Here is a 24,485-nt window from a genome sequence, read left to right as displayed (position 1 = left end):
GCCAGAGCGGCGACGGAGGTTGCGGCTGCCACGTCACTTCTCCGCGACGACGGGGTCGATCATCTTCCGCAGCCGCTCCTCGTCCAGGGCCTGGAGCGAGCGGGCGGCGATCTTCCCCTCCCGGTCCAGGACGAGGGTGGAGGGGATGGACTGCGGTGGCAGGGTGCCCCGGGGGAAACCGCCGACGATCAGCTTGCCCGCCGGGTCGTAGAGGCTCGGATAGGTGACGCCGTAGTCCTTCTCGAAGGCGATCGCCGGGCTCTTGTTGGGGTCCCGGGTGTTGATGCCGACGAACTCGACGCCCTTCGGCTTCAGCTCCTTGGCGACCTTGACGAAGTGCGGGGCCTCGGCCCGGCAGGGGCCGCACCAGGAGCCCCATACGTTCAGTACGACGACCTTGCCCTTGAGGTCGGCGATGTCCAGCCGCTCGCCCTCCAGGGTCTCGCCCGCGAGCTTGCCCGTCGCTCTGCGCTCGCCCCGCTCGACGGTGGAGATGCCTCCGGTGTCGGTGACGAAGTTGGAGTCCCCCCCGCCGCCGGAGGTGCCTCCGCAGGCGGACAGAAGGAGCCCGCCGGCCACGATCACAGCGGTCAGCAGGGCGGCGCGAGGCGCACGGCTAAGGCTCATGTGAAAAGTTTCGCATGGCGGTTGCGGCGATCTTGGGCGCCCCCCTGAGTGCCCGTAAGGCCCCATAGAGGCCGTTGTCAGGCATCCCTAAGCATTCGGCGGGACCCTGTGCCAAAACCGGCGGGCCCGGTCCACCCGCCGCGCGCCGGGCCACCCCTCGAAGTGATGGCCGACGGCGGCGGGCGATGCGACCGGACCTACGCGCCGAACGCCTTGGACTGGCCCTTCACCGGCTTGGCCCCGGCGAGCAGATGCGGGGGCACCAGATCGCGGGCGGGCTCCGCGTAGCCGACCGACACGATGCGGTCGTCCTCGAAGGTGAACGTGGTCAGCGAGGCGAGCGTGCACTGCCGGCGGCGCGGGTCGTGCCAGAGCCGGCGGCGCTCCACGAAGCTGCGCACGATCCAGATGGGCAGCTGGTGGCTGACGCAGACGGCCTCGTGGCCGCTGGCGGCGGACCGGGCCGTATCGAGCGCGGCCATCATCCGGGCCACCTGGTCGAGGTACGGCTCGCCCCAGGACGGGCGGAACGGGTTGGTCAGGTGCCGCCAGTTCCCGGGCCTGCGCAGGGCTCCGTCGCCGACGCCGAAGGTCTTGCCCTCGAAGACGTTGCCCGCCTCGATCAGCCGGTCGTCGGTCGCGAGGGAGAGGCCGTGCGTGTCGGCGATGGGGGCGGCGGTCTCCTGGGCGCGCTCCAGCGAGGAGGCCACCACATGCGTGATGTCCCGGCCGGCGAGGTGCTCGGAGACGCGGTCGGCCATCCGGCGGCCCAGCTCGGAGAGGTGGTAGCCGGGGCGTCGGCCGTAGAGGACGCCCTCGGGGTTGTCGACCTCGCCGTGGCGCACCAGATGGACGACGGTCCGTACGGGCGCGGCGGCCGGCTCGTCGCGCCGGGCCGGGGCGGGCGCGGCGGCCCGCTCCACGGTCCCGGTCCGCTCCTCGGCCCCGGCCCGCTCCACGGCGGCCCCGGTCTCCTCCCGGTTCTGCCCCGGGGTCTGCTCCGTGCTCATGCCACGGCCTCGGCGGCGGCACGGGCGGCGGCGGGCAGCACGGCGGCGATCCGCTCGATCGCCCGCGCGTCGTGGGCGCTCGACACGAACCAGGACTCGAAGGCCGACGGCGGCAGATAGACCCCGCCCGCGAGCATCGCGTGGAAGAACGCATTGAAGCGGAACGCTTCCTGCTGCTTGGCGTCCTCGTAGTCGCGCACCTCGTCGGGGGTGAAGAACACGGAGAACATGTTGCTCGCCGTCTGGATCCGGTGGGCCACGCCCTCCTTGGCCAGGGCGCCGGTGACCAGGCCCTGGATCTCCCGCGAGACCGCGTCGACCGTGTCGTACGCGGCCTGGTCGAGCAGCCGCAGCTGGGCGAGGCCCGCGGCGGTGGCGACCGGGTTCCCGGAGAGGGTGCCCGCCTGGTAGACGGGGCCCGCCGGGGCGAGGTGCGCCATCACGTCCGCGCGCCCGCCGAACGCGGCGGCCGGGAAGCCGCCGCCCATGACCTTGCCGAAGGTCAGCAGGTCGGGCTCGACGCCCTCCACGCCGTACCAACCGGACCGGCTGGTACGGAAGCCGGTCATCACCTCGTCGGAGATGAAGAGCGCGCCGTTTCGCGCGCACAGGTCCTTCAGGCCCTGGTTGAAGCCGGGCAGCGGGGTGACGACACCCATATTGCCGGGGGCGGCCTCGGTGATCACACAGGCGATCTCACCGGGGTGCGCGGCGAAGGCGGCACGCACGGCGTCCAGGTCGTTGTAGGGGAGCACGACCGTCTCGCCCGCCTGGGCGCCGGTGACCCCGGGGGTGTCGGGCAGCCCGAAGGTCGCCACACCGGAACCGGCGGCGGCGAGCAGCGCGTCCACATGTCCGTGGTAGCAACCCGCGAACTTGATCACCTTCGCCCGGCCGGTGAAACCCCGGGCGAGGCGGATCGCGGACATGGTCGCCTCGGTGCCGCTGGAGACCAGGCGCACCTGCTCCACCGGGGCGACCCGGGCGACGATCTCCTCGGCGAGCGCGACCTCGCCCTCGCCGGGCGTACCGAAGGAGGTACCCCGGGCTACGGCGGCCAGGACGGCCTCCTGGACGGCGGGGTGCGCATGGCCGAGGATCATCGGCCCCCACGAGCAGACGAGGTCGACGTACTCACGTCCGTCCGCGTCAGTGAGGTACGGACCGGTACCGGACACCATGAACCGGGGCGTACCGCCCACGGCCCGGAAGGCCCGCACGGGAGAGTTGACTCCGCCGGGCGTCACCACGGACGCACGGTCGAAGAGCGCTTGCGAGACTGGGGCTTCGTATGAATACGCCACTTTGGTCCTGATCTGCGATGAGGGTGTCGGGTGGCCGGGGCGGATGATCTCGGCCACGGGTGAGCGAAGAGAGCGGGCCCGTCGTATTACGGAACGGCTTCAGCCTCCTCGCATCTGCGAAACTGGGTCGACACAGGGAAGGCTCACGGAATCCATGGTGTCAGAGGCCGCCGTGTTCCTCGCCGACAGGTGTTTCACCAGGCGCCGGCGGGGGAGGTCACTGACACGATGATCGGGTTGCGCGGCGGGGGCTGCGAGTGGTCGGGTGGAGATATGTATCGCGGTGGCGGACTGGGCGAGGGGACCGACGACCTGGGTCCTGAGCCGGCCCGACGGGGCAGGCACCGGCGCGGCGAAGCGGACGCCCGTGCCACGGGAGGCAGGAACGCCCGCATGGGGGTGACCTACAAGTACTTCGGCGCTCCCAACGGGGCCACGGCGGCCCGGGTGCCGATCTCGATGCGCCCGGAGGAGCTGGGCGGTGACGAGCTGGGCATGGGCGGGCTCTTCACCAAGATCAAGCCGGAGACGATCGCCGCGATGGTGCTCACCGGCATCCAGGGCATGCCCCTGCACAAGGTGCCGCCGCTGGAGCTGGTGGTGCTCCACCCCGACTACGCGGTGGTGAAGCTGCCGATGACGGTGGTCGACCCGCTGCGGGACGTCGGCGAGGAGTCCGTCGGCGCGGCCGCCTTCATCTGGTCGACCGTGCCGGACCGGGGCGGGCCGCGCAACGCCTTCGACGTCTACCAGCTGCTGCACGAGTGGCAGGACTTCAGCCACCGGCTGCACGACGCGGGCCACCAGCCGTACTGCCTGGTCTGGCCCTGACCCCAGGGAGTCCCGGGCCCGGAGTTTCCCCCGGGCCCGGGATACGCACAGGTCCCGGGCGGTTGTCAGAGCCGCCTCCTAGGGTGCCGCCATGGAGAACACGAGCACCCCGCCCGCCGTCCGTCTCGTGCCCTGGGGCCCGGACGATCTCGCCCTGCTGCACGCGGCCAACGCCCCCGGGATGATGGCCCACCTCGGCGGCCCGGAGACCGAGGAGAAGGTCCTCCGGCGCCATCAGCGCTACGTCGGCCTGAGCGCCGTCCCCGACGCCGAAGCCGACGGCCGGATGTACCGCGTGGTCACCCCCGAGGGCGACTCCGCCGGCCTGATCGGCTACTGGGACCGGGGCGACGAGGCCCCAGCGTACGAGACGGGGTGGAGCGTGCTCCCCGCCTTCCAGGGCCGGGGCATCGCCGGCGCCGCCGCCCGGGCCGTGATCGAACGGGCCCGCGCCCAGGGGCGCCACCGCCACCTCCACGCCTTCCCCCGCGTCGGCAACGCCGCGTCGAACGCCGTCTGCCGCAAGGCCGGCTTCACCCTCCTCGGCCAGGTCGAGGTGGACTTCCCGAAGGGCTCCTTCCACCTCTCCAACGACTGGCGGTTCGACCTCCACCCCGGCCCCGGGGACCCGGCCGGCGGCCCGGCCGCCTCCCTCGGGGAACCCGGGTGATTTCGGCGCCGCCCGGTGCGATGCTGACCGCGTGAACAGACCCGAGATCCACCTCAGCGTCGCCCCTGAGCTGCGCCTTTTCGTCCCCTCCGCATACCGGGCGGACACCGGGGCCACCCTGGTCACCGATGGCGTCTCCACCCTCGGCCACGCCGTCGAATCCCTGGGCGTCCCCCTCACCGAGGCGGGCCGCCTCCTCGCCGACGGCCGCCCGGTGACCGTCTCCCACATCCCGCACGCCGGGGAACGCGTCGAGGTGTCCGCCGTGGAACGCCCCCAGCGCGTCCCCGGCGCCCCCCTGCGCTTCCTCCTCGACGTCCACCTCGGCACCCTCGCCCGCCGCCTGCGCCTCCTCGGCGTCGACGCCGCGTACGAGAGCGAGGACATCGGCGACCCCGCCCTCGCCGCGTACTCCGCCCGCGACCGGCGGGTCCTGCTCTCCCGCGACCGGGGACTCCTGCGCCGCCGCGAACTGTGGGCGGGCGCGTACGTCTACAGCGACAAGCCCGACGCCCAGCTCCGCGATGTCCTGGAGCGCTTCGCCCCGGCATTGGATCCCTGGACCCGGTGCACCGCGTGCAACGGGGAGCTGCGGGACGCCGACAAGGACGCGGTCCAGGGGCTGCTGGAGGCGGGGACCGAGCGGACGTACGACGTGTTCGCGCAGTGCGTCGTGTGCGAGAGGGTGTACTGGCGGGGGGCGCACCATGCGCGGCTGGAGGCGATTGTGGCGGCGGCGGTGGCGGAGTTCGGTCGTACGACCGTGTGACGGGTGTGGGGTGCGGGTCCGTTGTCGGGGACCAGTCCCCGAACCCCTGCGCCTCAATCTCCCCCAGACTCCGTCCGGGGGGACCCCCACGAGGCTGATTTTTGTGCGGGTCGGCCCGGGACCGGGTGGTGGTGCGGGTTGGCGGGGCCTCCGGGCTCACCTCCTCGGGGTCGGCGAGCGTACTCACGAGGTTCTGTGCGGGTCGGCCTCCGCCGATCCCCTGCGGGGGCGACCCTGCACCCCCGCCCACGAAGCCGGTGCGGGGTGGTCGGTACCCCCGCCGGGAGGGAAGAAGGGGTGACCCCGGTCGCCTGTGCGGGGGAACGGAGTGGCGACCGGGGCCGAGGGCCGCTCGCGCACGGAGGCTGTTCATGTCGCCCCCTCGGCCTGATGCAGGTGTTCGGCCGCCTGCTGCCCTGCTTTTCCTTGATGTCACCCCATTGCATCGGTCAACCGATGGTCCAGATGGAGGGGCATGATGAGGTTATGACGATCGGGGCACTGATCAGGGATCTGCGTACCGACCGAGGCTGGAGCCAGGGACGGCTGGCGTCTGCTGTCAACGACGCCTTTGGAACGAACCTTGATCGGGAGTACGTGAGCCGCTGGGAGCGTTCCAAAGTCGCTCCGGAGGCGTACTACCTCCGGTGCCTGTCCGCCGTTCTGGACGTACCCCTAGCTGTTCTGGAGAATGAAGTGAAGCGACGCACCCTTCTCACGGATATTGCCGGTGTAGCCATAGCCCCGGTCGTCACCTCCGATCTCCTCAACACCGGATTCGCCGCCCGCCTTTCAGGCGGACCATCCGCCGACGCGTGGGAAGCCAAGCTGCTCAGGTACGGATCGGAGTACATGAGCCTTGGCGCCGAGGACATTCAGCGACGGGCTTCCCATGAACTCGTCATCGTTCAGCAGCAGTTGGACGAGCCACGCCTCTGGTCGGTGGCCGCCCGGCTGATGACGCTCTACGCCAAGACATTTCCCGGTTCCGATGGTTCGCAGGCGGTCCACTGGTACCGCATGGCGGCAGAGGCGGCGGACCGTTCCGGTGACGACGGAACACGGGTTTGGGTTCGAGGACGAGCGGCTATTGCCCTAGGCTACGAAGGGGCATCCCTGAGCATTGCCGATGCACTGGCCGATCAGGCCATGGCCATCAGCGATCGGCCATCGCTCGGCCTCCTGAACGCAATTTTCGGGAAAGCGCATTCAGCGGCGATCCGAGGCGATGCGGCCACAGCGAGAAGTCTCCTGGAACGCGGTCGCCATGTATTCGACAGGTCCGGTTCCCAGGAGCAGACCAGCGACTACGCGGTGCCCTGGTGGCGGCTCAACGTGTTCATCTCGTTGCTCGCGGCAAGGCTGGGCGATGAGAGCACAGCAGTTACCGCACAGGAAGCGGCAAGAAATGAACTGCCCACCGAACTGCCGCGATTCTCCACTCACCTGGAGATGCATCGAGGGCTCATGCTGGCCCGCTCCGGCGACGTGACCGGCGGAGTCGCCCACGCAAAGTCGGCCCTCGCCGCCCTGCCGCCGGAAAAGCACTCCCTCACCCTGCGCATGCTCATGGCCGAGGTGGAGCGCTCCTGAAAGGGAAATCCCGGCGAGTCCGGGCGGCCCGCGTCGAAACAGGTGCCCGCACCCTTCATTTTCCCCGGCGGGGGTACGGTCCGGCTTCGCTTGCTGCGTGGGTGGGGGTGCAGGGTCGCCCCCGCAGGGGATCGGCGGAGGCAGGCCCGCACTCAACCTGGTGAGTGCACTCGCCGACCCCGAGGAGGTGAGCCCGGAGGCCCCGCCAACCCGCACCACCACCCCGAGGCCGGGACCACCCGCACAAAACCAGCCCCTTGGGGGTCCCCCCGGACGAAGTCTGGGGGAGATTGAGGCGCAGGGGTTCGGGGACTGGTCCCCGACAAACCACCCGCACCGTCACGCGGATGGGAGCTACGGCACCGGGAGCACCGCCGCCGTCGCCATGCCATTGGAGTCGAGTGCGATCTCGTCCAGCTCCACGCTTCGCACAAGGACTCCCGGGAAGTCCTCGAAGCGAGCCAGGGTGTCGGCAATCGCTTCGGTGAGAGTGGCAGCCCGGACCACGCACAGAAAGTAGTGCCTCTCTGGCGTCTGGACGAGCCCGATCCCCCCCTCGTGGAAGCGGTCGAGCCCGTCCAGGGTGTCCGACTGCTCCGGGGTCAGCGGCTCGTCCAGGACGAGATGGAAGTGCCATGCGGGGTGAGTGCGTGCAGCCGGCTCAGACACAGCTTCGGTGCTTCTTGACGAACTCATCAACCTTCCTCGCCTCTTCGCTGGGGCTCTTCGGGGTGCACGAAACACCCACTTGCGCTTGGCATGGGCAGCAGATCACAAGCCCCCAGCGGTGCTTGGCCTTGTCGTGCTTCACCTTCAGCCCTGCCGCCTCCGCGCGCCTGAGGGCGGCCTCCACGTCCTTCTTCTGATGACGGTCTCCGAGTGCCATGGTCGTACAACTACTCCCGACCCCACGTCCCGAACGGCCGTCCGCCGCCCGACCCACCCGAACGAGCGATATCACCGCGCGGTGGAGAACGGGTGCGCACGGGCCATCATCGGCGTACGGGATTGCCAGGGCGCCGTCGGCCGCCCAGGCTGAAGCCAGGAGGCAGTCATGAGCGACAGCGAGCCCGATACCACCACCGACGTGCTCGTCGTCGGCGCCGGACCCACCGGGCTGCTGCTCGCCGGGGATCTCGCCGCCGCCGGGGTGCGGACCGTGCTGGTCGAGCGGCGGGCGGCCGGGGTCAGCAATCTGACGCGGGCGTTCGCCGTGCACGCGCGCAGTCTGGAGGTGATGGACGCGCGGGGGCTCGCCGATGAGCTGGTCGCCACGGGGACCCCGGTGGACCGGTTGCGGTTCTTCCGGGAGTTCACCCTGCGGATGTCCGCGCTGCGTACACGGACCCGTTTCCCGTTTGTGCTGATCACGCCGCAGTACGAGGTGGAACGGCTGCTGGAGCGCCGGGCCCGGGACGCCGGGGTGGAGTTCCGGTACGGGACGCGGCTGGTGGGGCTCGAACAGTCCGCCGGCGGGGTCACCGCCCGGGCCGAGGGCGCCGATGGTGCGCCCGTCGAGCTGCGTGCCCGTTACGCGGTCGGCGCGGACGGGGTGCGCAGTACGGTCCGGGAGGCGCTGGGGATGCCCTTCCCGGGGCACGCGGTGATCCGTTCCATGGTGCTCGCGGATGTCCGGCTGACGGATCCGCCGGACAGCCCGATCTCGGGCAACGAGGGCGATGACGCGGTCGCGCTGGTCGTCCCGTTCGGGGACGGCTGGCACCGGATCATCGCCTGGGACGCCCACAGCACGGCGGAGCCGGACGATCCGCTGGATCTCGCGGAGGTGCGGGACGTGACCCGGCGGGCGCTCGGCTTCGATCCCGGGGTGGGCGAGGCCCGGTGGCTGTCCCGGCTGCGGAGCGACGAGCGGCAGGTTCCCGCGTACCGCAGGGGGCGGGTGCTGCTGGCGGGGGACGCGGCCCATGTGCACTCGCCGGCCGGTGGGCAGGGCATGAACACCGGGCTCCAGGACGCGGCGAACCTGTCCTGGAAGCTGGCGGCCGTGGTGCGGGGCCGGGCGCCCGACCCCGAGGGGCTGCTCGACAGTTATCACGCGGAGCGGTATCCGGTGGGCCGGATGGTGATCCGCTCCAGTGGTCTGCTGATCCGGGTGGTGATGGCCGACTCCCGGGCCCGGCGGGCGGTGCGGAGGCTCGCGGCCAGGGCGCTGACCGTGCTGCCTCCGGCGATGGGCCAGGCGGTGGGCCAGGTATCCGGGGTCGGGATCTCCTACCGGCGTCCCCGGGGCTCCCATCCGCTGACGGGGAAGCGCGCCCCGGATCTGCGGCTGACGGAGGGGCGGCTGTACGAGTTGCTGCGGCAGGGCCGTTTCGTGCTGGTGGCGCCCCCCGGCCACACCCCGCCGGACGCACCCGCCCCGGCGGACGCGCTGCGGGCGCACTGGGCCGGGGAGCAGCGCCGTTCGCTGCTGATCCGGCCGGACGGCTATATCGCCTGGGCCGCGAACCGCGAGTGAACAGGGGGTCAGAAGACGTAGGCCGCCCCGGTGGCCGTGACCAGCACCTCGTGCTCGTTGTTCCCGGGTTCCGGGTCCACGGCGCCGCCGTTCCAGTGTGTCCGTACGGTCATCACCAGCTCGTCGGGGGTGCCGTCGGCGCGCAGGTCGATCACGGTCCTGCGGCCGGCGGCCCCCGCCCGCAGGGGTCCGGTGGCGCACAGGACGGTCGTGTCGCCGCTCCACAGGCAGGAGGGGGACAGTTCCCCGGCACCCGCCAGGGGCACCGAGAAGTCGAGCCGTACGGTGGCGTTCTCCAGCTTCGCCGGGCCGCGGCTCTCGGTCTCGACGGAGACGGCCAGGCGCCCCTGGGAGAGCGAGGCCCGCCCGTGGTGGGCGAGGTCGGCCTTGGGCGCGACCATGCCGGCGCCCGCGTTCACGGCCCCGGTGCCGGCCACCATCACCACACCCGCGCAGGTGGCGAGCAGGGTCCTGTGCATCACAGCCATGGTGCAGAAGATACCTTTTGCCCGCTTCGTAACCTGACAATCCAACAAACCGGCGCGTCCCACCGCGCCCATGGCAGGGTGGGGGCCATGCTCGTGCTCCGCTCCGCCGCCCTCTTCCTCGTCGCCGCCCTCTTCGAGATCGGTGGCGCCTGGCTCGTCTGGCAGGGGTTCCGCGAACACCGGGGGTGGATCTGGATCGGCGCGGGCGTCATCGCGCTCGGCGCATACGGCTTCGTCGCCACCCTCCAGCCCGACGGCGAGTTCGGCCGGATCCTCGCCGCGTACGGCGGGGTCTTCGTCGCCGGCTCGATCGCCTGGGGCATGGTCGCCGACGGGTACCGCCCCGACCGCTGGGACGTGATCGGCGCACTGGTCTGCCTGCTGGGCATGGCCCTGATCATGTACGCGCCCCGGGGCCGCTGAAGCCCTTACCCGGCAGTACGACGTACCCGGCAGTCCCGTACCCGGCAGCGCTCCCCCGGGCCGCCGACCCCGTACCCGGCAGCGCACCCGCGCGGCCCCCGGCCCCGCCCCCGACGGCGCTTCCCCCGGCCCGCCTATGCTGGCCGCCGGGCCTGGTCATCCGGGCCCCGCACGGCTCTGGGCGCCCGCCGGGACCGGCCCCGGGCACCGCCAGGATTCCTGAGGAGCGATGACATGACCACCGCCGCCGGTACCCCCGTCGCCGTCGTCACCGGAGCCAGCAGCGGCATCGGGGCCGCCACCGCGCGGGAGCTGGCCGCCGCCGGGTACGAGGTGGTGCTCACCGCCCGCCGGGAGGACCGGATCCGGGCCCTCGCCGACGAGCTGACCTCGGCGGGCCACCGGGCCAGGGCCCACGTCCTCGATGTCACCGACCGTGCGGCGGTCGACGCCCTCGCCGCCTCCCTCGACCGCTGCGACGTCCTCGTCAACAACGCCGGGGGCGCGCTCGGCGCCGAGACCGTCGCCACCGGCGACCCCGCCGACTGGCAGCGGATGTACGAGGTCAACGTCATCGGCACCCTGCATGTCACCCAGGCCCTGCTGCCCGCCCTCACCGCGAGCGGCGCCGGGACGGTCGTCGTGATCAGCTCCACGGCGGGCCTCGACACCTACGAGGGCGGGGCCGGTTACGCCGCCGCCAAGCACGGCGCCCACGTCCTCGCCAAGACCCTGCGGCTGGAGATCGTCGGCACCCCGGTCCGGGTGATCGAGATCGCGCCCGGGATGGTGCGGACGGAGGAGTTCGCCACCACCCGGTTCCGGGGCGACACCGAGAAGGCGGCGAAGGTCTACGCGGGCGTGGCCGAGCCGCTGACCGCGCGGGACGTCGCGGAGACCGTCGCCTGGGCGGTGACCCGCCCCGCCCATGTCAATGTCGACCTGCTGGTGCTGCGCCCGCGCGCCCAGGCGTCCAACACCAAGGTGCACCGGGAGCTCTGATCCCCAGCGGGTACGCGGGAGCGCCCCGGACCGGCACCACACCGGTCCGGGGCGCCCTCCCCCGTACTCCCCCGTATCTCCCCCGTCCCCGGGGCCGCGTCAGCCCTTCACGCAGATGACCTGCTTGAGCTTGGCGACCACCCGGACCAGATCCCGCTGCTGATCGATGACCTGCTCGATCGGCTTGTACGCGGCCGGGATCTCGTCCACGACCCCGAAGTCCTTGCGGCACTCGACGCCCCTGGTCTGCTCCTCCAGATCGCGGATCGAGAACCGCTTCTTCGCCTGCATCCGGCTCATCCGGCGGCCCGCGCCGTGGGAGGCCGAGTTGAAGGACTTCTCGTTGCCCAGGCCGCGCACGATGTACGAGCCGGTGCCCATGGAGCCCGGGATGATCCCGTAGTCGCCGCTGCCGGCCCGGATCGCGCCCTTCCGGGTGACCAGGAGGTCCATCCCCTCGTACCGCTCCTCGGAGACGTAGTTGTGGTGGCACGAGATGACCCGGTCGAAGGTGACCTTCGCCCTGCGGAAGTCCCGCCGGATGACCTCCTGGAAGAGCCCCATCATGATCGCCCGGTTGTGCTGGGCGTACTCCTGGGCCCAGTAGAGATCGTTCCGGTACGCCTCCATCTGCGGGGTCTCCGCGACGAAGACGGCGAGGTCACGGTCGATGATGCCCTGGTTGTGCGGGAGGCCCTGGGCGATGCCCATGTGGTGCTCGGCCAGCGCGTTGCCGATGTTGCGGGAGCCGGAGTGCAGCATCAGCCAGACGGCGCCGGTCTCGTCCAGGCACAGCTCCACGAAGTGGTTGCCGCCGCCGAGGGTGCCCATCTGCTGGGCGGCCCGCTCGCGGCGGAACTTCACCGCGTCGGCGACCGTGTCGAAGCGGGCCCAGAAGTCGTCCCAGCGGCCACTGCCCGCGACGGCGGAGAAGCCGAAGATCCGCGCGGGGTCCACGGCCTCCGGGTGCATGCCCCGGCCGACGGGGATCGCCTCCTCGATGCGGATGCGCAGCCGGGAGAGGTCACCGGGCAGGTCGTTCGCGGTGAGCGAGGTCTTCACGGCGGACATGCCGCAGCCGATGTCGACGCCGACCGCCGCCGGGCAGACCGCGCCCTCCATGGCGATCACCGAGCCGACGGTGGCGCCCTTGCCGAAGTGGACGTCCGGCATCACGGCGAGGCCCCGGACCCACGGCAGCGTGGACACGTTGTGCAGCTGCTGCATCGCCTGCTGCTCGACCGAGGCCGGATCCGTCCACATCCGGATCGGTACCTGCGCCCCCGGCACCTCTACGTACGACATACTTCCCCGATTCCCCCGATACCCTGACCGAACTCATAAAATCCGCAGATCGTAAAAACAGGTGCCAAGGCCAGCGAAAGACTCAGCGGACCGGCAGGCACAGCGGTGCGTGCGGTAGACATTGTGTCCATCGGGCGCCGTCGCCCGGCAAACGCTTTTTCCGCCCGAAGGGAGCCTGGAACCGTGCAGCGACTGGGGTACGCGACCCGCCGCGAAGGCCGGGGGTCCCGAGGGAACCAGCGGGCCCTGGCGCCCGCGCTGGCGGCCGCGCTGATCGCGGTGGTCGCCGGGGCGGTGGCGACCGGCTGCACGGCCGGCTCGCCCGACGAGGGGTCCGCCGCCGACGCCAAGCCGGGCACCGGCACGGCGGTCGCCCAGCCGGGCAAGTTCCGCACCCTCCTCGAACCCTGCGGCGCCGTCGACAACTCCACCCTGCGGAAGATGCTGCCCGGCCTCGCGGAGCTGCCCGAGGACCAGCAGCGGCAGCGGCTGCGCGGCGAGGCCACCGGCACCTTCGACACCGAGCGCCGGGTCGGCTGCTCCTGGCGGGCCGAGTCCACCGGCGGCGCCGTCCACACCCTCACGCTCGACTTCGAGCGGGTGGTGTCGTACGACCCCGAGGTCAGCGACAACGACCGGGCCCAGGAGGTGTACGCGCGCAAGCAGTCCGCCGCGCTCCCGGGCTCCGCGACCGGGGCCGCCACCGGGACCGCCCCGTCCACCGGGCAGTCCTCGATGACAACCGTCGGCTCGCCGTCCGGTTCGTCCTCCGCTTCCACGGGCGCCACGGGCTCCACGGGCGACGAGGGCACCGGCGGCACCCCGGACCCGGACGGCACCGGCTCGGACGGGGAGGACGGCGCCGCACTGGAGCCGCGCGTTCTCGACGACCTCGGGGACGCCGCCTTCCTCAACGACGTACGGAGCACGGGCGGCGGCGGGTCGACCGCCCCGAGCCGTACCGTGAGCGTGGTGTTCCGCACATCGAACGTCGTCGCGACCGTGGTCTACCGCGAGCAGGCGGCCCGGGTCACCGACGTCCCCGACAGCAAGGAACTCCAGGACAGAGCCAGGAACCTGGCCGAGGTACTGGTCGGCGAGGTCGGCGACTGACCGGCCCCGCCGCCACCGGTCCGGGGCCGTCCGGTTCCGGGACCGCCTTCGCCCGGCCGTCCCCGGCGCGTACGGTGTCGGTGGCCGGGCCCCGGGCGTGGCCCCCGGCGGGCCACCGTGCCCGCCATCGACCACCGCCCCGGCCGGCCGGAGCGCGCACGACCGACGAAACCGAAGGAACCATGCACCGTACAGCCCCGCGGCTCGCCCGCGTACTCGCCTGCGCAGTCGTCCCGGTGATGCTCGTCGTCTCCGGTTGCTCATCCGACTCCGACTCCGGGAAGAAGTCCGAATCCCCGGCGAAGACGGGCGATTCGACCCAGGGCGACGGTTCGGGCACCGCCCTGGAGACCCCGGAGGCGAGCAAGTCCCCCGAGGTCGAGCCCGCGAAGTTCGCGAAGCTCCCCGCCGCCTGCAAGTCGATGCCGGAGAAGACCGTCAAGAAGCTGGTCCCCTCGGCCAAGAAGAAGAACGGCACCCCCAGCCGCACCTCCGACACCATGAGCCGCGCGGGCTGCTCCTGGAACGGCCTGGACGACAACGGGGTGAAGGGCTCGCAGTACCGCTGGCTCGACCTCTCCTACCAGCGCTACGACTCCGAGACCGCGCTCGGCGAGAGCGGAGCCGCGCGCGCCGGCGAGACGTACCAGCGCGAACTGGCCAAGGCCAAGGCCACCGAAGGCGCGAAGAAGCTGGCGACCGCCCCCCTCAAGGGCGTCGGCGACGAAGCGTCCACCATCACCTACCAGCTGCGCAAGACCGGCGAGGACTTCGCCTACGTCACCGTCGTCAGCCGGGTGGAGAACGTCGTCGTCAGCCTGACCTACAACGGCACCGGTTACGCGGGCGCCAAGCCCCCGACCGTCGCGGACCTCACCCAGGACGCCGTAGGCGCCGCCAAGGAGGCTGTCGCTTCGCTCCCGGGCGCCAACAAGTAGCCTGCCCCTGGCGACAAAGGAACACGCGTTCAGCCCTGGTGCACGCGTTACGACAGGGGAGGGGGTCGCGTATGGCCGCCATGCAGCTGACACGCACCCACCGGATACTCATCGGCGTGGTCGTGACCGGCGCGGTGATCATCGCCGGGATCGGCTTCGCCGGGTCGTACGCGGCGGTGCGGGAGCTGGCCGAGAAGAAGGGCTTCGGCGACTTCGCCGTCGTCTTCCCGATCGGCATCGACGCGGGCATCTGTGTGCTGCTCGCGCTCGATCTGCTGCTCACCTGGATGCGCATACCCTTCCCGATGCTCCGTCAGACGGCCTGGCTGCTGACGGTGGCGACGATCGCGTTCAACGGCGCGGCCTCCTGGCCGGACCCGCTGGGCGTGGGCATGCACGCGGTGATCCCGGTGCTGTTCGTCGTCACCGTCGAGGCCGCCCGGCACGCGGTGGGCCGGATCGCGGACATCACCGCCGACAAGCACATGGACGGGGTGCGGATCACCCGCTGGCTGCTCTCGCCCATACCCACCTTCAAGCTCTGGCGCCGGATGAAGCTGTGGGAGCTGCGCAGCTACGAACAGGTCATCAAGCTGGAGCAGGAGCGGCTGGTCTACCGGGCCCGGCTCCAGGGGCGGTACGGGCGCGGCTGGCGGCGCAAGGCGCCGGTGGAGGCGATGATGCCGCTGCGGCTGGCCAAGTTCGGGGTGCCGCTCGCGCAGACGGCGCCCGCGGGTCTCGCGGCGGCGGGCGTCGATCCGGTGCTGCTGCCGCCCGCGCCGGAGCCGCCCGCCCCGCCCGTCCCGCCCGTCCCGGCGGTCCAGCCGGCGGTACGGGAGCTTCCGGCCGAGTTGCCGCAGGGGGCGCAGGGCCCCGGCCAGCAGCCGGAGCTGCCGCCCGCGCCGGAGCGGGCCGAGCCCGCCGTACCGGATGCGCGGGGGCCCGTACAGCTCCAGAAGCAGGCACCGCGGCAGAGGCCGGAGCAGGAGCAGGAGCAGGCACCGCGGCAGAGGCAGGAGCCCGCGTACGAGGAGCTGTGGCCCGAGGAGCACTGGCCGGAGGAGAGCTGGGCGGAGGAGCGCTGGCCGGAGGAGGAGTGGCCGGAGCCCCCGTACGAGGAGCACCCGTACGAGGAGCACCCGGACTTCCCCGACGAGCCCGGCGACCCGCAGGGCGACCGGCGCGGCCCCCACGCGGGCCCGGGCCGGCCGGGGCAGGCCCCCGGCAACCCCTGGTTCGCGGAGCCCCAGCAGAAGACGTACGAGGGCGGGTACGACCCCGCCTTCGAGGCGGCCGAAGCCGCGGCCGCAGGTGTCCAGGAGCAGCTGCCGGAGGTCGTCGAGCCCGTCGCCGTGCCCGAGGCCCCTGTCGCCCCGGAGCCCGCGCCCGAGCCGGTCGCCCGGCCGTCCAAGCGGGTGCTGCGCCGGGAGCGCAAGGAGCAGGAGGAGGAGTTCGTCGAGGCCGCCTACCCGGTCTTCGTCCAGCTCGCGCAGGAACTCGGCGACTACCCCAAGGTCGAGCAGCTCGACATCCACCTCTCCGACGTCCACGGCGTCACCCACGCCGGGAGCGCGGCGCTGCTGCGCCAGGCGATGCCCTCCTTCAAGGAGCGTTTTCAGGCCGAGCTGATGGACGAGCACATCGCCTGACGGCGCCGGTACGGGCGGGACAAGCGGTACGGGCAGTACGGGCGGGACAGGCAGTGCCGGAGGGTGATGGCGGGGCGCCCAGCAGGCCCCCGCCAGGCCCCTCGTCAGGCCCGCGCGCGCCTCTTGGCGCTCTCCCCGGCCACCGCCAGGACCGCGCCCACCAGCAGGATCGCGAGATAGCCGGTGGTGGGCACGTCCCACCAGCGGTGCAGCAGCCCCCAGGGCCCGTCGCCGAAGTGCCGGCCCGCCGCGCCCAGGCCGCCCTGGATCGCGGTGACCCAGCCGATGGTCAGAATGATCTCGTCCTTCATGTCCCCACCATCCCGCGCGGGGCCGCGCTCCGCCTCCTGCCCAGGGGGGAACCCCGGGTGGGCCGAAGGATGCAGTCCCCACTCCTCCGGCCGGTCCCGGGACCGGTCCGCACGCGCCCGACAGGCCCCCGGGGCGTGCACCGGCGGCGCACCGGGGCGATTCCGCCACACCGGGACGGCGGCCGACCCCGTCCGGCGGCGGGAATCCGGTTTACTGTCCGGACCGGGAGGTTCCCCATGGATGACCGACTCGCGGAGCGCATCCGGCTGTTCCGGGCGGGCGGACGGGTACGGCCCGAAGTGGCCGATTTTGTCACCGCCGAGCTGACCGCCCTCGCGGACGAGGGCCGGACCGTCACCGAGACCACCGCCGGAGTGCTGACGAGCCATCTGATGCTGGCGCTCACCCGGCTGCTGGACGGTGAACCGATCACCGCTTCCGCCGCCGACGAGGAGATCGCGGCGGAACTGACCGGCCGGCCACGGGCGCTGGAGCAGGCCCGCGCGCTGGCCGCCCGCGCGGAGGCGGCGCTGGGTGCCGCGCTGCCCGACGCCGAGATCCGTTTCCTCGGGCTGCACCTCGCCGTGCTGGCCCACCGCCCCACTGCCTGAGCCTCGAAAGACGACCACGACCCGACTCTCCAGGACGGAGCCCCATGAGGATCCTCACCGGCGGCATCGGCAAGGTGGAGACCGCCGACACCCTGCGCGCCCTCGCCCTCGACGGCGTCGAGATCACCGTCTCCAGCGATCTGGAGGCCGCCGCCCTGCTCGGCCCCGGCCGGGCCGCCTACTACCTGGGGAGCTGCCACACGGGCGCCGGGGCCTCCCTCGGGGTGCTCGTGGGGCTGCTGGGGCGGGAGAGTTGCCACACGTTCGGCCGCTCGGTGCCCACGGCGGACGAGGTCGGCGCGCTGGTGGCCGGCGGGACGAAGGTCTTCGGCTTCTCCGTGGACCGGATCGGGGCCGTGGCGCCGACCATCGCCCGCGCCATCGCGGCCGCCCACGCCTGAGCCGGCGCCGGAGCCCGCGCCGGGGTCCCGCGCCCGCGCCCTGGCCGGAGCCCTGGCCCGAGCCGTCGCCGCAGCGGCGACCCGTACCCGTACCCGTATACGCGTACCCGTACCCCCGTACCCCCGGTCCTCAGGAGTGACAGGAGTGACCCGTGCGCCTCCCCCTCCCCCTCGCCGCCGGCCTGGAGTTCTCCGCGTACCAGCAGTGGACGGTGATCGGCCTCTGCGCCCTGACCGCCCTCGTCGCCCATCTCGCCTTCGCCGTCTTCAACGACGGCGTCCGCCCCTTCCTCCTCGACTTCATCCACGGCAGGACCACCCGCAACGCGACCGCCGCCGTCGCCTTCGGCCTCTCGGCGGGCTTCGTCTTCGGCCTCGGCGCCCCGATGGCCCTCTCCACCGGCGTGCTCAACCCGTGGCTGCTCTTCCTCCCCACCGACGTCCTCGGCCTCCTCGCCCCGACCCGCGCGCTCGCCCTGCTCCTCGGCGCCGGCTGGGGGGCGGTGGTCGTCTTCGGCCTGTCCGGGGCGAACGCCCTGGCCCACGATCTGCCCGTCGACTTCCTCACCGCGATGCAGCAGATGTCGACGCCGATCCTCTTCCTCTTCACCCTCTTCCCGGTGCTCGCGATCGTCCGGCAGTTCGGCCGGGCCTGGGGCGCGGCGGCGGGGGTGCTGGAACTCGCGCTGGTCGTCGCCACCATGGAGCTATGGCCGAAAATGTTCGCCGGGGCGCTCGCCATGGCGGCGGGTGTGCTGCTGCTCATCGGCCTCGCCCTCGCCCGCGATCTGCGCCAGAGCCGCGACACAGCAGCCGGGGAAACCGCCGCCTCCCCGGTGGCCTCGCTCTTCGGCGCCAGCGCGGCCCGGCTGCGGCGCTTCCTCCCGCTCTTCGCCCTGCTCGGCGCGGGCGTCGCCGTCCTCGCCCAGAGCCATGCCTTCGGCGGCGGCGAGGCCACCAGCTTCCTGATCGCCAAGGGCGAGCACACCGAGGCCGCCCAGGTCGACTTCTACCGCGCCTTCGGCTTCCTGCCGCTGATCGCCACCACCGCGCTCGCCTCCGGCGCGTACGCGATCGCGGGCTTCACCTTCGTCTACCCGCTGGGCTATCTGATGCCGGGCCCGCTGCTCGCGGCCGCCGCCGGGGCCGCCGTCCTCACCGCCGAGGTGCTGGCCCTGTCGGCGATCGGCCGGCTCCTGGGGCGGCTGCCGACCGTACGGGACTCCTCGGAGCACCTGCGCGCCGCGATCACCGAGACGCTGCTGCTCGCGATCCTCTTCGGCTCCCTGATGGCCGCGAACGCCATGGGCGGCGGGCTGGGGATCCTGATCGTCGGCGGCCTCTACCTCCTGAACGAGGCCATGGGCCGGCCGCTGGTCCGGATGGCCGCGGCGCCGGCCGCCGTCATCGCCGGCGGGATACTCCTCAACCTGCTGCACTGGCTCGGCCTGTTCACGCCGCCGGCCGCCTGACCCGTACCCGTACCCGTACCCGCGTACTCCCCGTCGTTTCCGATCCGGAGACCGCCATGGACAGCAGCGCCCCAGCGGCCCGCGTCACCACCGTCACGGGCCCCGTCCCCGTCACCGACCTGACCGGCCCGGTCCTGCCCCACGAGCATCTGGCCCTGGACCTGGACCGTACGGGGGAGGGCGCGGCGGTCCTGGCCGCGCGGCACGCCCCGGCCGTCGCGGCCGAGCTGGCGGCGCTGCGCGAGGAGACCGGGCTGAGCCTGGTGACCGAACTGACCTGCCGGGGCATGGGCCGGGACCCGGCCGCCCTGGTACGGATCTCCCGGGCGTCCGGGGTCGCCGTGGTCGCCGCCACCGGCTGGTACTACGAGCCCTTCCACCCGCCCGAGGTGAACGGCAGCACGGTGGAGCGGCTGACGGACGTCCTGCTCACCGAGATCACCGACGGCGTGGACGGCGTCGTCCCGGGGATCATCGGCGAGGTCGGCAGCCACGGCGACACCCCCACCGGACCCGAGGCCCGGGTGCTGCGCGCCGCCGCCCGCGCCGCCCTCGCCACCGGGCTGCCCGTCGCCACCCACGCCCACCTCGGCCGGGGCGGGCCCGCCCAGCTCGCGCTGCTCACCCGCGAGGGCCTGGCCCCCGACCGGATCAGCATCGGCCACCAGGACCTGCTGGACTCCCCCGCCACCCACCGGGAGCTGGCCGCCGAGGGCGCGTACATCGCCTTCGACACCGTCGGCAAGGAGCACTATCAGAGCGACACCGTACGGCTGCGGCTGCTGCTCGCCCTCCTGGACGCGGGACACGCCGAACGGGCGCTCCTCAGCTGCGACATCTCCCGCCACCGCTATCTCTGGTCCGAGGGCGGACCCGGTTACGGACATCTCTTCCGCTCCTTCCTGCCCCGGCTGCGCGCCGCCGGGGCCGGGGCCGACCTGATCGACCTGCTGACCCGCCGCAACCCGCTGCGCCTGCTCACGGGCGCCGACCCGGGGCCCCGGCGGCCCCGCCCCCGCCCGCACCCCCGCCCTCATCCCCGCCCGGAGGACAGCCGATGACCGAAACCGCCGCTCCCCCGTCCCTCCCCCGGACCCATCCGCTCCCCACCGTCCCGCTCCAGGACGCCGTCGACCGCCAGTTCCGGCTGCTGGAGTGCACCGCCACGCACTTCGAGGGGCAGGAGCTGTTCACGGCGGACGCCGGCGTCGTGCCGGGCCCCGGGCGCCCCCGGACGACCGCGAAGGTGGAGGCGGTGCTCGCCGACTTCTTCGGGGCCGAGGACGCGGCCCTCGTCCAGGGCGCCGGCACCGGGGCCATCCGGGCCGCGCTCCAGGCCGCCGGGATCCGCCCGGCGGCCTGGAGCACCGCGCCGCTGCTGGTGCACCGCGCCCCGCTCTACCCCACCACCCGGACCACCCTCGTCGGCATGGCGGTCCGGACCGTCGAGGCCGACTTCAACGACCCGGGGGCGCTCGCCGCCGCCCTGCCCTCGGTGCGCTGGGCGTACATCCAGCACACCCGGCAGCGGCTCGGTGACGCGTACGACACCGGCGCGGTCGTCGCCGCCTGCCGGGCCGCCGGGGTCCGCACAGTCGTCGACGACAACTACGCGGCGCTGCGGGTCCCCGCCTGCGGGGTCGAGCTGGGTGCCGACGCGTCCTGCTTCTCGCTGTTCAAGCTGCACGGGCCGGAGGGGGTGGGGGTGGTCGTCGGCGCCCGTGACCTCGTCGCGCGGATCCGGTCCGACAACTACTCCGGCGGCGGCCAGGTCCAGGGCCACCAGGCGCTGGACGCGCTGCGGGCGCTCACCCACGTACCCGTCATGTGGTCCATCCAGTCACAGGTGACGCAGGAGGTCGCGGACCGGCTGGCGGCGGGCGAGGCGCCGGGGGTCGCGGAGGTCGCCGTCGCCAACGCGCAGGACCGCTGTCTGCTGCTGCGGCTGGAGCGGCCGATCGCCCGGGAGCTGCCCGCCGCCGCCGCGCGGCTGGGCGCGGCGCCGCACCCGGTGGGGGCCAACTCCCGGTACGAGATCGCCCCGCTGGTCTACCGGCTCTCCGGGTCCTCCCTGGAGGACGAGCCGGGCCTCGCCGACTGGGCGGTCCGGGTGAACCCGATGCGGGCCGGCGCGGATCTGGTGGTCGACATGATCCGGCGGGCCGTCGCCGCGCTCGACCCCGGGCGCTGAGGGGCACCGGTGTTCCTCGACACGGTCCTCGCCCGCAACCCGGCGCTGCTGCGGGCCGCCGCCGTCCTGCACCGCCGTGGCCGGATCCCGCCGGACACCTACGTCCTGGACCTGGACGCCGTCGACGCCAACGCGGCCCTGCTCGCGGCGGCGGCCCACCGGCACGGACTCAGCCTGTGGTTCGTCGTCAAGCAGCTCGGCCGCAACCCGGAGGCGATCCGGGCGATCGCCCGGCACATCCCCCGGTACGCCGCGATCGACGCCGCCGACGCCCGCGCGGTCCACGCGGCCGCCGTTGGATCCCGGCCGGGCAATCTCGGCCATCTCGTGCCCGTCCCTGTTCGTGCCCTGCCGGAACTCCTCGCCCTGCGCCCGACGGCGGTCACGGTGTACGACCTGGCCAACGCGCGTGCGGTCGGCCGGGCCGCCCGCCGCGCCGGGTACACGCAGGATGTCCTCGTACGCCTGGAGAGCCCGCCGGGGACCGGCCATCCGGGGCAGGAGGGCGGCGTACCGCTCACCGGGCTCGCGGAGTTCGCGGCGGACGCGGAACGGCTCCCCGGGGTACGGATCGCGGGCGTCACCGCCTTCCCCTGTCTGCGCGCGGATCCGGCCACGGGACAGCCGGCCGCGACCCCGGGCCTGGCGCACGCCCGCGCCGCCGTGGACCTGCTCGCCGCGCGCGGCCACCGGGGGCTGCTGCTGAGCGCCCCCGGCGTCACCTGCGCCGCGACCCTGCCGCTGCTGGCCGCCGCCGGGGCCACCCACGGCGAGCCGGGGCACGCGCTCACGGGCACCACCCCGCTGCACGCGACCGATCCCGGGCAGCCGGAGACCCCCGCGTACGTGTACGTCACGGAGGTGGCGCACACCCTCCCGGATGGGCGTCCGGCGCTCTTCGGGGGCGGTTTCTACGCACGCTCACGGGTGGCCTCCGCGCTGCTGCCCCGCAGCGGGGTCCGGCTGCCGGTGGCGGGGGCGGCGGCCGGGCACATCGACTACCACCGGCCGCTGGCCGTGCCCGCGCCGCCGGGCACGGCCAGGACCGGGGACACGGCGCTGCTGGCGTTCCGCACCCAGATGTTCGTCACCCGTTCCACGGTGGCGGTCCTCGCGGGCCTGTCCACCGGGCGGGGGCGGCTGACCGGGCTGTACGACGCGCGGGGCCGCCCCCTGTGACCGGCCAATTTCAGACAGGCCGGTTTCAGTGCAGGCCCTGCACCCGGGGGTCCGAGAAGCCGACGGCGAAAACGGTACGCAGCGACAGCGGCCCGCTGCGGAAGTGACCGGCGCAGGCGTCCCGGGGATCCAGCGGCGTACGGACCGCGTCCGGCCGGGTGCCGGACCACGGCGGGCACACCTTCTCCGTCAGCCCCCACAGCTCGTCCACGGGGAGCGCGCCGCGCCGGGGCCAGTGGCTGAGGGCCTGGACGGTGCCCGCCGCCCAGTTGCCGCGCGGAAGGATGCCGTCCGGGCTGCGGTCCCGGGTCTGGCAGGTGGTGGTGAGGGTGGGGCGGGTGTCCCCCAGCCAGGTGCGGGAGAAGATGTTCGGTAGGGTCTCGCAGCCCTTGTGGAAGGCGAAGTTGAGGACACCTCCGGCATCGGTCCAGGTCATGCCGCCCTGGAGGCCGGTGTACCGGTCGGCGCTGTAGGCGTCCTCGACCACGGTCCGCCCGCCGGAGAGGGCGAGCAGCCCGGGGCCGCCGGGTGCGGCCGGTGCACCGATCGGGTTGAGCCGGTAGCGGACCACCCGGGCGCCGCGCGCCGCGCCGTACCACTCGCCGACGACGAGCCGGTAGGGCCCGGGGCCGCCTGTGCCGCCCGCCGCCGTCCGGGCGCCGGTGCGGTCCAGCGACAGCCACGAGAAGCACAGCGCCCGGGCGGCGGGCCGGCCGCCGACGCCCCGGGCCCCGCAGCCGCCCGCCGGGACGGGGACGCTCTGGCGGTACGTGTGCGTCTGCGGCACGACATAGGGGTAGCCGCAGGCGCTGGACCGGCCGTCCGCGCCGACGCCGTACGTCGTCACCCCGGAGCCGTACGTGTCGACCTTCGCCATCCGGCCGAGGTCGAACACCCGCAGCCCGTTGACGGTGTCGGTGACATAGAGGTGGTTCCCGTACCAGACCACCCCGCCGCCGTGCCCGGTGACGAACCGGAAGCCGGGCCCCTGGCCGGCCTCGCCCTTCGCGGTGGGTTCGACGAGGAGGACGTGCCGGTAGCGGCGGGTGGTGTGGTCGATGAGGGTGAGCCGGAGCAGATTGTGGGTCCGGCAGCCGGCGGCGGAACGGCCGGGGTTCTCGTAGTGCCAGGCCACGGCGATGGCGAAACGATTCTGGATGGCGCCGTCACCGGCGTCGGCCATCCCGGTGGTGCTCATGCCCTGCGGCAGCCACTCCATGGTGGTGTCGTCCCCGTGGGCCGCATCCCAGCACCACGCGGCCCGGCGCCCCACCGGCGGCAGCGCCAGATTCTCCCGTCCGGCGCACGCCCGCATGCGGCGCAGCCCCAGCCAGGGGTCGGGGCGGCCCCGGGAGTCGGCCGCCAGCTCGGTACCGACGACCTCGGCGAGGCCCGCCCGCCGGGTCAGCCGGGTCCGGATCAGCTCGTCGGCGGCGGCCCGGTGGTCCGTGACGGTCAGCCCGAAGGCCCCGTCCGCCAGGGGCAGCCGGCGCACCGCCGGGCCCGGGGTCCCGGTCCCGTCCGCGGCGGCGGCCGGGGGGCCGGTGAGCAGGGCGGCGGCCGGCAACAGGGAGAGCGCCAGGGCCCGCAGTCCGCGCAGAGTCCGCACCGCGCGCCTCCTTCACTCGGAGAGCCCCCCGGTCGGATAAGACGACCACAGTGGATCACGCCCACCGCACAAGGTGGGGGACCCTGCTCCCGAAACGGTCCCCTCGGCGCCGCTTTCCCCCACCCGGGGTACCGCCGACCCGCACGCGGACGTGTGCGGCCTCGCGCTGCCCGACCCGCGTCGGTACGTGTACGTGGCGCTCGTCCGGGGCCCGACCCTGCCCGGCCCGTGTCGGTACGGGGTCCCGCACCCTTCTTTTCCCCCGGCTCGGGGTACCGGTCGCCTTGGCTGGCTTCGTGGGTGGGGGGTGCAGGGTCGCCCCCGCAGGGGATCGGCGGTAAGTCCGGCGTGCGTTGACCGTAGGCCTTCGGTCCGCCGACCCCGAGGAGGTGAGCCCGGAGGCCACCACCAACCCGCACCACTACCCGGGCCGGGTCGACCCGCACAAATCCCAGCCTCGCCGACGTTGACCCGCGCAAAATTCAGCCTCGCCGGCGTTTGAGGCGCGG

24 protein-coding genes are annotated in these 24,485 nt (G+C 73.2%); 16 read left to right on the top strand and 8 right to left on the bottom strand.

Features of this window, described 5'->3' with window-relative positions; all coding sequences use genetic code 11:
- Positions 1-33: 33 nt before the first annotated feature.
- From SYYSPA8_RS24375 to hemL, 3 genes are all read right to left on the bottom strand, one after another.
- Positions 34-627: a TlpA family protein disulfide reductase gene (locus SYYSPA8_RS24375; RefSeq protein ID WP_323449450.1), complete on the bottom strand. Its 594-nt coding sequence runs from the start codon at positions 625-627 to the stop codon at positions 34-36.
- Between the two features lie 197 nt (positions 628-824).
- Positions 825-1,637: a histidine phosphatase family protein gene (locus tag SYYSPA8_RS24370; protein ID WP_323449449.1), complete on the bottom strand. Its 813-nt coding sequence runs from the start codon at positions 1,635-1,637 to the stop codon at positions 825-827.
- Positions 1,634-2,941, bottom strand: coding sequence for a glutamate-1-semialdehyde 2,1-aminomutase (gene hemL, locus SYYSPA8_RS24365; protein WP_323449448.1), 1,308 nt, complete (start codon positions 2,939-2,941; stop codon positions 1,634-1,636). Before hemL ends, SYYSPA8_RS24370 begins: the two co-directional genes overlap by 4 nt.
- 273 nt (positions 2,942-3,214) lie before the next feature.
- Here hemL and SYYSPA8_RS24360 point away from each other — a divergent pair, with 273 nt between their 5' ends.
- The 4 genes from SYYSPA8_RS24360 (at position 3,215) to SYYSPA8_RS24345 (ending at position 6,804) form a co-directional block, all read left to right on the top strand.
- Positions 3,215-3,772 (top strand): hypothetical protein, encoded by a 558-nt coding sequence (locus SYYSPA8_RS24360; RefSeq protein WP_323449447.1) that lies wholly within the window; start codon positions 3,215-3,217, stop codon positions 3,770-3,772.
- A 91-nt stretch (positions 3,773-3,863) separates the two neighbouring features.
- A complete protein-coding gene (locus SYYSPA8_RS24355; RefSeq protein WP_323449446.1) occupies positions 3,864-4,442 on the top strand; it encodes a GNAT family N-acetyltransferase in 579 nt (192 codons plus the stop codon).
- 31 nt (positions 4,443-4,473) lie between these two features.
- Positions 4,474-5,211 carry a Mut7-C RNAse domain-containing protein gene (locus SYYSPA8_RS24350; RefSeq protein ID WP_323449445.1) on the top strand — a complete coding sequence of 246 codons (738 nt, stop codon included), beginning with the start codon at positions 4,474-4,476 and terminating at the stop codon, positions 5,209-5,211.
- A gap of 486 nt (positions 5,212-5,697) precedes the next feature.
- Entirely contained in the window at positions 5,698-6,804 is a 1,107-nt protein-coding gene (locus SYYSPA8_RS24345) for a helix-turn-helix domain-containing protein (RefSeq protein WP_323449706.1), read from the top strand.
- A gap of 354 nt (positions 6,805-7,158) precedes the next feature.
- Here the strand turns inward: SYYSPA8_RS24345 and SYYSPA8_RS24340 are convergent, their stop codons facing one another.
- Positions 7,159-7,500 (bottom strand): hypothetical protein, encoded by a 342-nt coding sequence (locus SYYSPA8_RS24340; protein WP_323449444.1) that lies wholly within the window; start codon positions 7,498-7,500, stop codon positions 7,159-7,161.
- Between the two features lie 358 nt (positions 7,501-7,858).
- Here SYYSPA8_RS24340 and SYYSPA8_RS24335 point away from each other — a divergent pair, with 358 nt between their 5' ends.
- Entirely contained in the window at positions 7,859-9,283 is a 1,425-nt protein-coding gene (locus SYYSPA8_RS24335; RefSeq protein WP_323449443.1) for an FAD-dependent monooxygenase, read from the top strand.
- A gap of 8 nt (positions 9,284-9,291) precedes the next feature.
- Here the strand turns inward: SYYSPA8_RS24335 and SYYSPA8_RS24330 are convergent, their stop codons facing one another.
- Positions 9,292-9,771, bottom strand: coding sequence for a hypothetical protein (locus tag SYYSPA8_RS24330; protein WP_323449442.1), 480 nt, complete (start codon positions 9,769-9,771; stop codon positions 9,292-9,294).
- Between the two features lie 87 nt (positions 9,772-9,858).
- On the opposite strand from SYYSPA8_RS24330, the gene SYYSPA8_RS24325 reads away from it, so the two are divergent.
- Both SYYSPA8_RS24325 and SYYSPA8_RS24320 read left to right on the top strand, forming a co-directional pair.
- Complete coding sequence (locus SYYSPA8_RS24325) at positions 9,859-10,194, top strand: YnfA family protein (protein ID WP_323449441.1); 336 nt, start codon at positions 9,859-9,861, stop codon at positions 10,192-10,194.
- A 234-nt stretch (positions 10,195-10,428) separates the two neighbouring features.
- Positions 10,429-11,196, top strand: coding sequence for an SDR family oxidoreductase (locus tag SYYSPA8_RS24320; RefSeq protein ID WP_323449440.1), 768 nt, complete (start codon positions 10,429-10,431; stop codon positions 11,194-11,196).
- 99 nt (positions 11,197-11,295) lie between these two features.
- Here the strand turns inward: SYYSPA8_RS24320 and SYYSPA8_RS24315 are convergent, their stop codons facing one another.
- Complete coding sequence (locus tag SYYSPA8_RS24315; protein WP_323449439.1) at positions 11,296-12,501, bottom strand: RtcB family protein; 1,206 nt, start codon at positions 12,499-12,501, stop codon at positions 11,296-11,298.
- Positions 12,502-12,684: 183 nt separating this feature from the next.
- Between SYYSPA8_RS24315 and SYYSPA8_RS24310 the strand changes: the two genes are divergently transcribed.
- The 3 genes from SYYSPA8_RS24310 to SYYSPA8_RS24300 all read left to right on the top strand — a co-directional run bounded on the left by SYYSPA8_RS24310 (position 12,685) and on the right by SYYSPA8_RS24300 (position 16,201).
- Positions 12,685-13,614, top strand: coding sequence for a hypothetical protein (locus SYYSPA8_RS24310; RefSeq protein WP_323449438.1), 930 nt, complete (start codon positions 12,685-12,687; stop codon positions 13,612-13,614).
- A gap of 182 nt (positions 13,615-13,796) precedes the next feature.
- Positions 13,797-14,552 (top strand): DUF3558 domain-containing protein, encoded by a 756-nt coding sequence (locus tag SYYSPA8_RS24305; RefSeq protein ID WP_323449437.1) that lies wholly within the window; start codon positions 13,797-13,799, stop codon positions 14,550-14,552.
- Positions 14,553-14,623: 71 nt separating this feature from the next.
- Positions 14,624-16,201 (top strand): DUF2637 domain-containing protein, encoded by a 1,578-nt coding sequence (locus SYYSPA8_RS24300; RefSeq protein WP_323449436.1) that lies wholly within the window; start codon positions 14,624-14,626, stop codon positions 16,199-16,201.
- A 104-nt stretch (positions 16,202-16,305) separates the two neighbouring features.
- Here the strand turns inward: SYYSPA8_RS24300 and SYYSPA8_RS24295 are convergent, their stop codons facing one another.
- Positions 16,306-16,512 carry a hypothetical protein gene (locus SYYSPA8_RS24295; RefSeq protein ID WP_323449435.1) on the bottom strand — a complete coding sequence of 69 codons (207 nt, stop codon included), beginning with the start codon at positions 16,510-16,512 and terminating at the stop codon, positions 16,306-16,308.
- Between the two features lie 237 nt (positions 16,513-16,749).
- On the opposite strand from SYYSPA8_RS24295, the gene SYYSPA8_RS24290 reads away from it, so the two are divergent.
- The 6 genes from SYYSPA8_RS24290 (at position 16,750) to SYYSPA8_RS24265 (ending at position 22,367) form a co-directional block, all read left to right on the top strand.
- A complete protein-coding gene (locus SYYSPA8_RS24290; RefSeq protein ID WP_323449434.1) occupies positions 16,750-17,124 on the top strand; it encodes a transcriptional antiterminator in 375 nt (124 codons plus the stop codon).
- A gap of 44 nt (positions 17,125-17,168) precedes the next feature.
- On the top strand, positions 17,169-17,525 hold the full coding sequence (locus SYYSPA8_RS24285; protein ID WP_323449433.1) for a DUF2620 family protein: 357 nt from the start codon (positions 17,169-17,171) through the stop codon (positions 17,523-17,525).
- A gap of 152 nt (positions 17,526-17,677) precedes the next feature.
- Entirely contained in the window at positions 17,678-18,997 is a 1,320-nt protein-coding gene (locus SYYSPA8_RS24280) for a YhfT family protein (RefSeq protein ID WP_323449432.1), read from the top strand.
- 56 nt (positions 18,998-19,053) lie between these two features.
- Positions 19,054-20,058 carry a phosphotriesterase family protein gene (locus SYYSPA8_RS24275; RefSeq protein ID WP_323449431.1) on the top strand — a complete coding sequence of 335 codons (1,005 nt, stop codon included), beginning with the start codon at positions 19,054-19,056 and terminating at the stop codon, positions 20,056-20,058.
- Positions 20,055-21,188 carry an aminotransferase class V-fold PLP-dependent enzyme gene (locus tag SYYSPA8_RS24270; RefSeq protein ID WP_323449430.1) on the top strand — a complete coding sequence of 378 codons (1,134 nt, stop codon included), beginning with the start codon at positions 20,055-20,057 and terminating at the stop codon, positions 21,186-21,188. The genes SYYSPA8_RS24275 and SYYSPA8_RS24270 overlap by 4 nt, the downstream gene beginning before the upstream one ends.
- A gap of 9 nt (positions 21,189-21,197) precedes the next feature.
- Complete coding sequence (locus SYYSPA8_RS24265; protein ID WP_323449429.1) at positions 21,198-22,367, top strand: alanine racemase; 1,170 nt, start codon at positions 21,198-21,200, stop codon at positions 22,365-22,367.
- Positions 22,368-22,392: 25 nt separating this feature from the next.
- Here SYYSPA8_RS24265 and SYYSPA8_RS24260 read toward each other — a convergent pair whose 3' ends face one another.
- Positions 22,393-23,976 carry a hypothetical protein gene (locus SYYSPA8_RS24260; RefSeq protein ID WP_323449428.1) on the bottom strand — a complete coding sequence of 528 codons (1,584 nt, stop codon included), beginning with the start codon at positions 23,974-23,976 and terminating at the stop codon, positions 22,393-22,395.
- Positions 23,977-24,485: the final 509 nt, after the last annotated feature.

This window comes from Streptomyces yaizuensis, assembly GCF_034961445.1.
Classification (GTDB): Bacteria; Actinomycetota; Actinomycetes; order Streptomycetales; family Streptomycetaceae; genus Streptomyces; species Streptomyces yaizuensis.
Note: the sequence above shows the minus strand (reverse complement) of the source record. Positions and strands in the feature narration are given on the sequence as shown.

What these genes read in the sequence shown, in the direction of transcription:
- SYYSPA8_RS24360 (WP_323449447.1), top strand. Translation starts at nt 3,215, where the DNA reads ATGTATCGCGGTGGCGGACTGGGCGAGGGGACCGACGACCTGGGTCCT.
- SYYSPA8_RS24315 (WP_323449439.1), bottom strand. Translation starts at nt 12,501, where the DNA reads ATGTCGTACGTAGAGGTGCCGGGGGCGCAGGTACCGATCCGGATGTGG.
- SYYSPA8_RS24345 (WP_323449706.1), top strand. Translation starts at nt 5,698, where the DNA reads ATGACGATCGGGGCACTGATCAGGGATCTGCGTACCGACCGAGGCTGG.
- SYYSPA8_RS24275 (WP_323449431.1), top strand. Translation starts at nt 19,054, where the DNA reads ATGGACAGCAGCGCCCCAGCGGCCCGCGTCACCACCGTCACGGGCCCC.
- SYYSPA8_RS24375 (WP_323449450.1), bottom strand. Translation starts at nt 627, where the DNA reads ATGAGCCTTAGCCGTGCGCCTCGCGCCGCCCTGCTGACCGCTGTGATC.
- SYYSPA8_RS24305 (WP_323449437.1), top strand. Translation starts at nt 13,797, where the DNA reads ATGCACCGTACAGCCCCGCGGCTCGCCCGCGTACTCGCCTGCGCAGTC.
- SYYSPA8_RS24285 (WP_323449433.1), top strand. Translation starts at nt 17,169, where the DNA reads ATGAGGATCCTCACCGGCGGCATCGGCAAGGTGGAGACCGCCGACACC.
- SYYSPA8_RS24330 (WP_323449442.1), bottom strand. Translation starts at nt 9,771, where the DNA reads ATGGCTGTGATGCACAGGACCCTGCTCGCCACCTGCGCGGGTGTGGTG.
- SYYSPA8_RS24270 (WP_323449430.1), top strand. Translation starts at nt 20,055, where the DNA reads ATGACCGAAACCGCCGCTCCCCCGTCCCTCCCCCGGACCCATCCGCTC.
- SYYSPA8_RS24320 (WP_323449440.1), top strand. Translation starts at nt 10,429, where the DNA reads ATGACCACCGCCGCCGGTACCCCCGTCGCCGTCGTCACCGGAGCCAGC.
- SYYSPA8_RS24340 (WP_323449444.1), bottom strand. Translation starts at nt 7,500, where the DNA reads ATGAGTTCGTCAAGAAGCACCGAAGCTGTGTCTGAGCCGGCTGCACGC.
- SYYSPA8_RS24300 (WP_323449436.1), top strand. Translation starts at nt 14,624, where the DNA reads ATGGCCGCCATGCAGCTGACACGCACCCACCGGATACTCATCGGCGTG.
- SYYSPA8_RS24295 (WP_323449435.1), bottom strand. Translation starts at nt 16,512, where the DNA reads ATGAAGGACGAGATCATTCTGACCATCGGCTGGGTCACCGCGATCCAG.
- SYYSPA8_RS24355 (WP_323449446.1), top strand. Translation starts at nt 3,864, where the DNA reads ATGGAGAACACGAGCACCCCGCCCGCCGTCCGTCTCGTGCCCTGGGGC.
- SYYSPA8_RS24325 (WP_323449441.1), top strand. Translation starts at nt 9,859, where the DNA reads ATGCTCGTGCTCCGCTCCGCCGCCCTCTTCCTCGTCGCCGCCCTCTTC.
- SYYSPA8_RS24335 (WP_323449443.1), top strand. Translation starts at nt 7,859, where the DNA reads ATGAGCGACAGCGAGCCCGATACCACCACCGACGTGCTCGTCGTCGGC.
- SYYSPA8_RS24370 (WP_323449449.1), bottom strand. Translation starts at nt 1,637, where the DNA reads ATGAGCACGGAGCAGACCCCGGGGCAGAACCGGGAGGAGACCGGGGCC.
- SYYSPA8_RS24290 (WP_323449434.1), top strand. Translation starts at nt 16,750, where the DNA reads ATGGATGACCGACTCGCGGAGCGCATCCGGCTGTTCCGGGCGGGCGGA.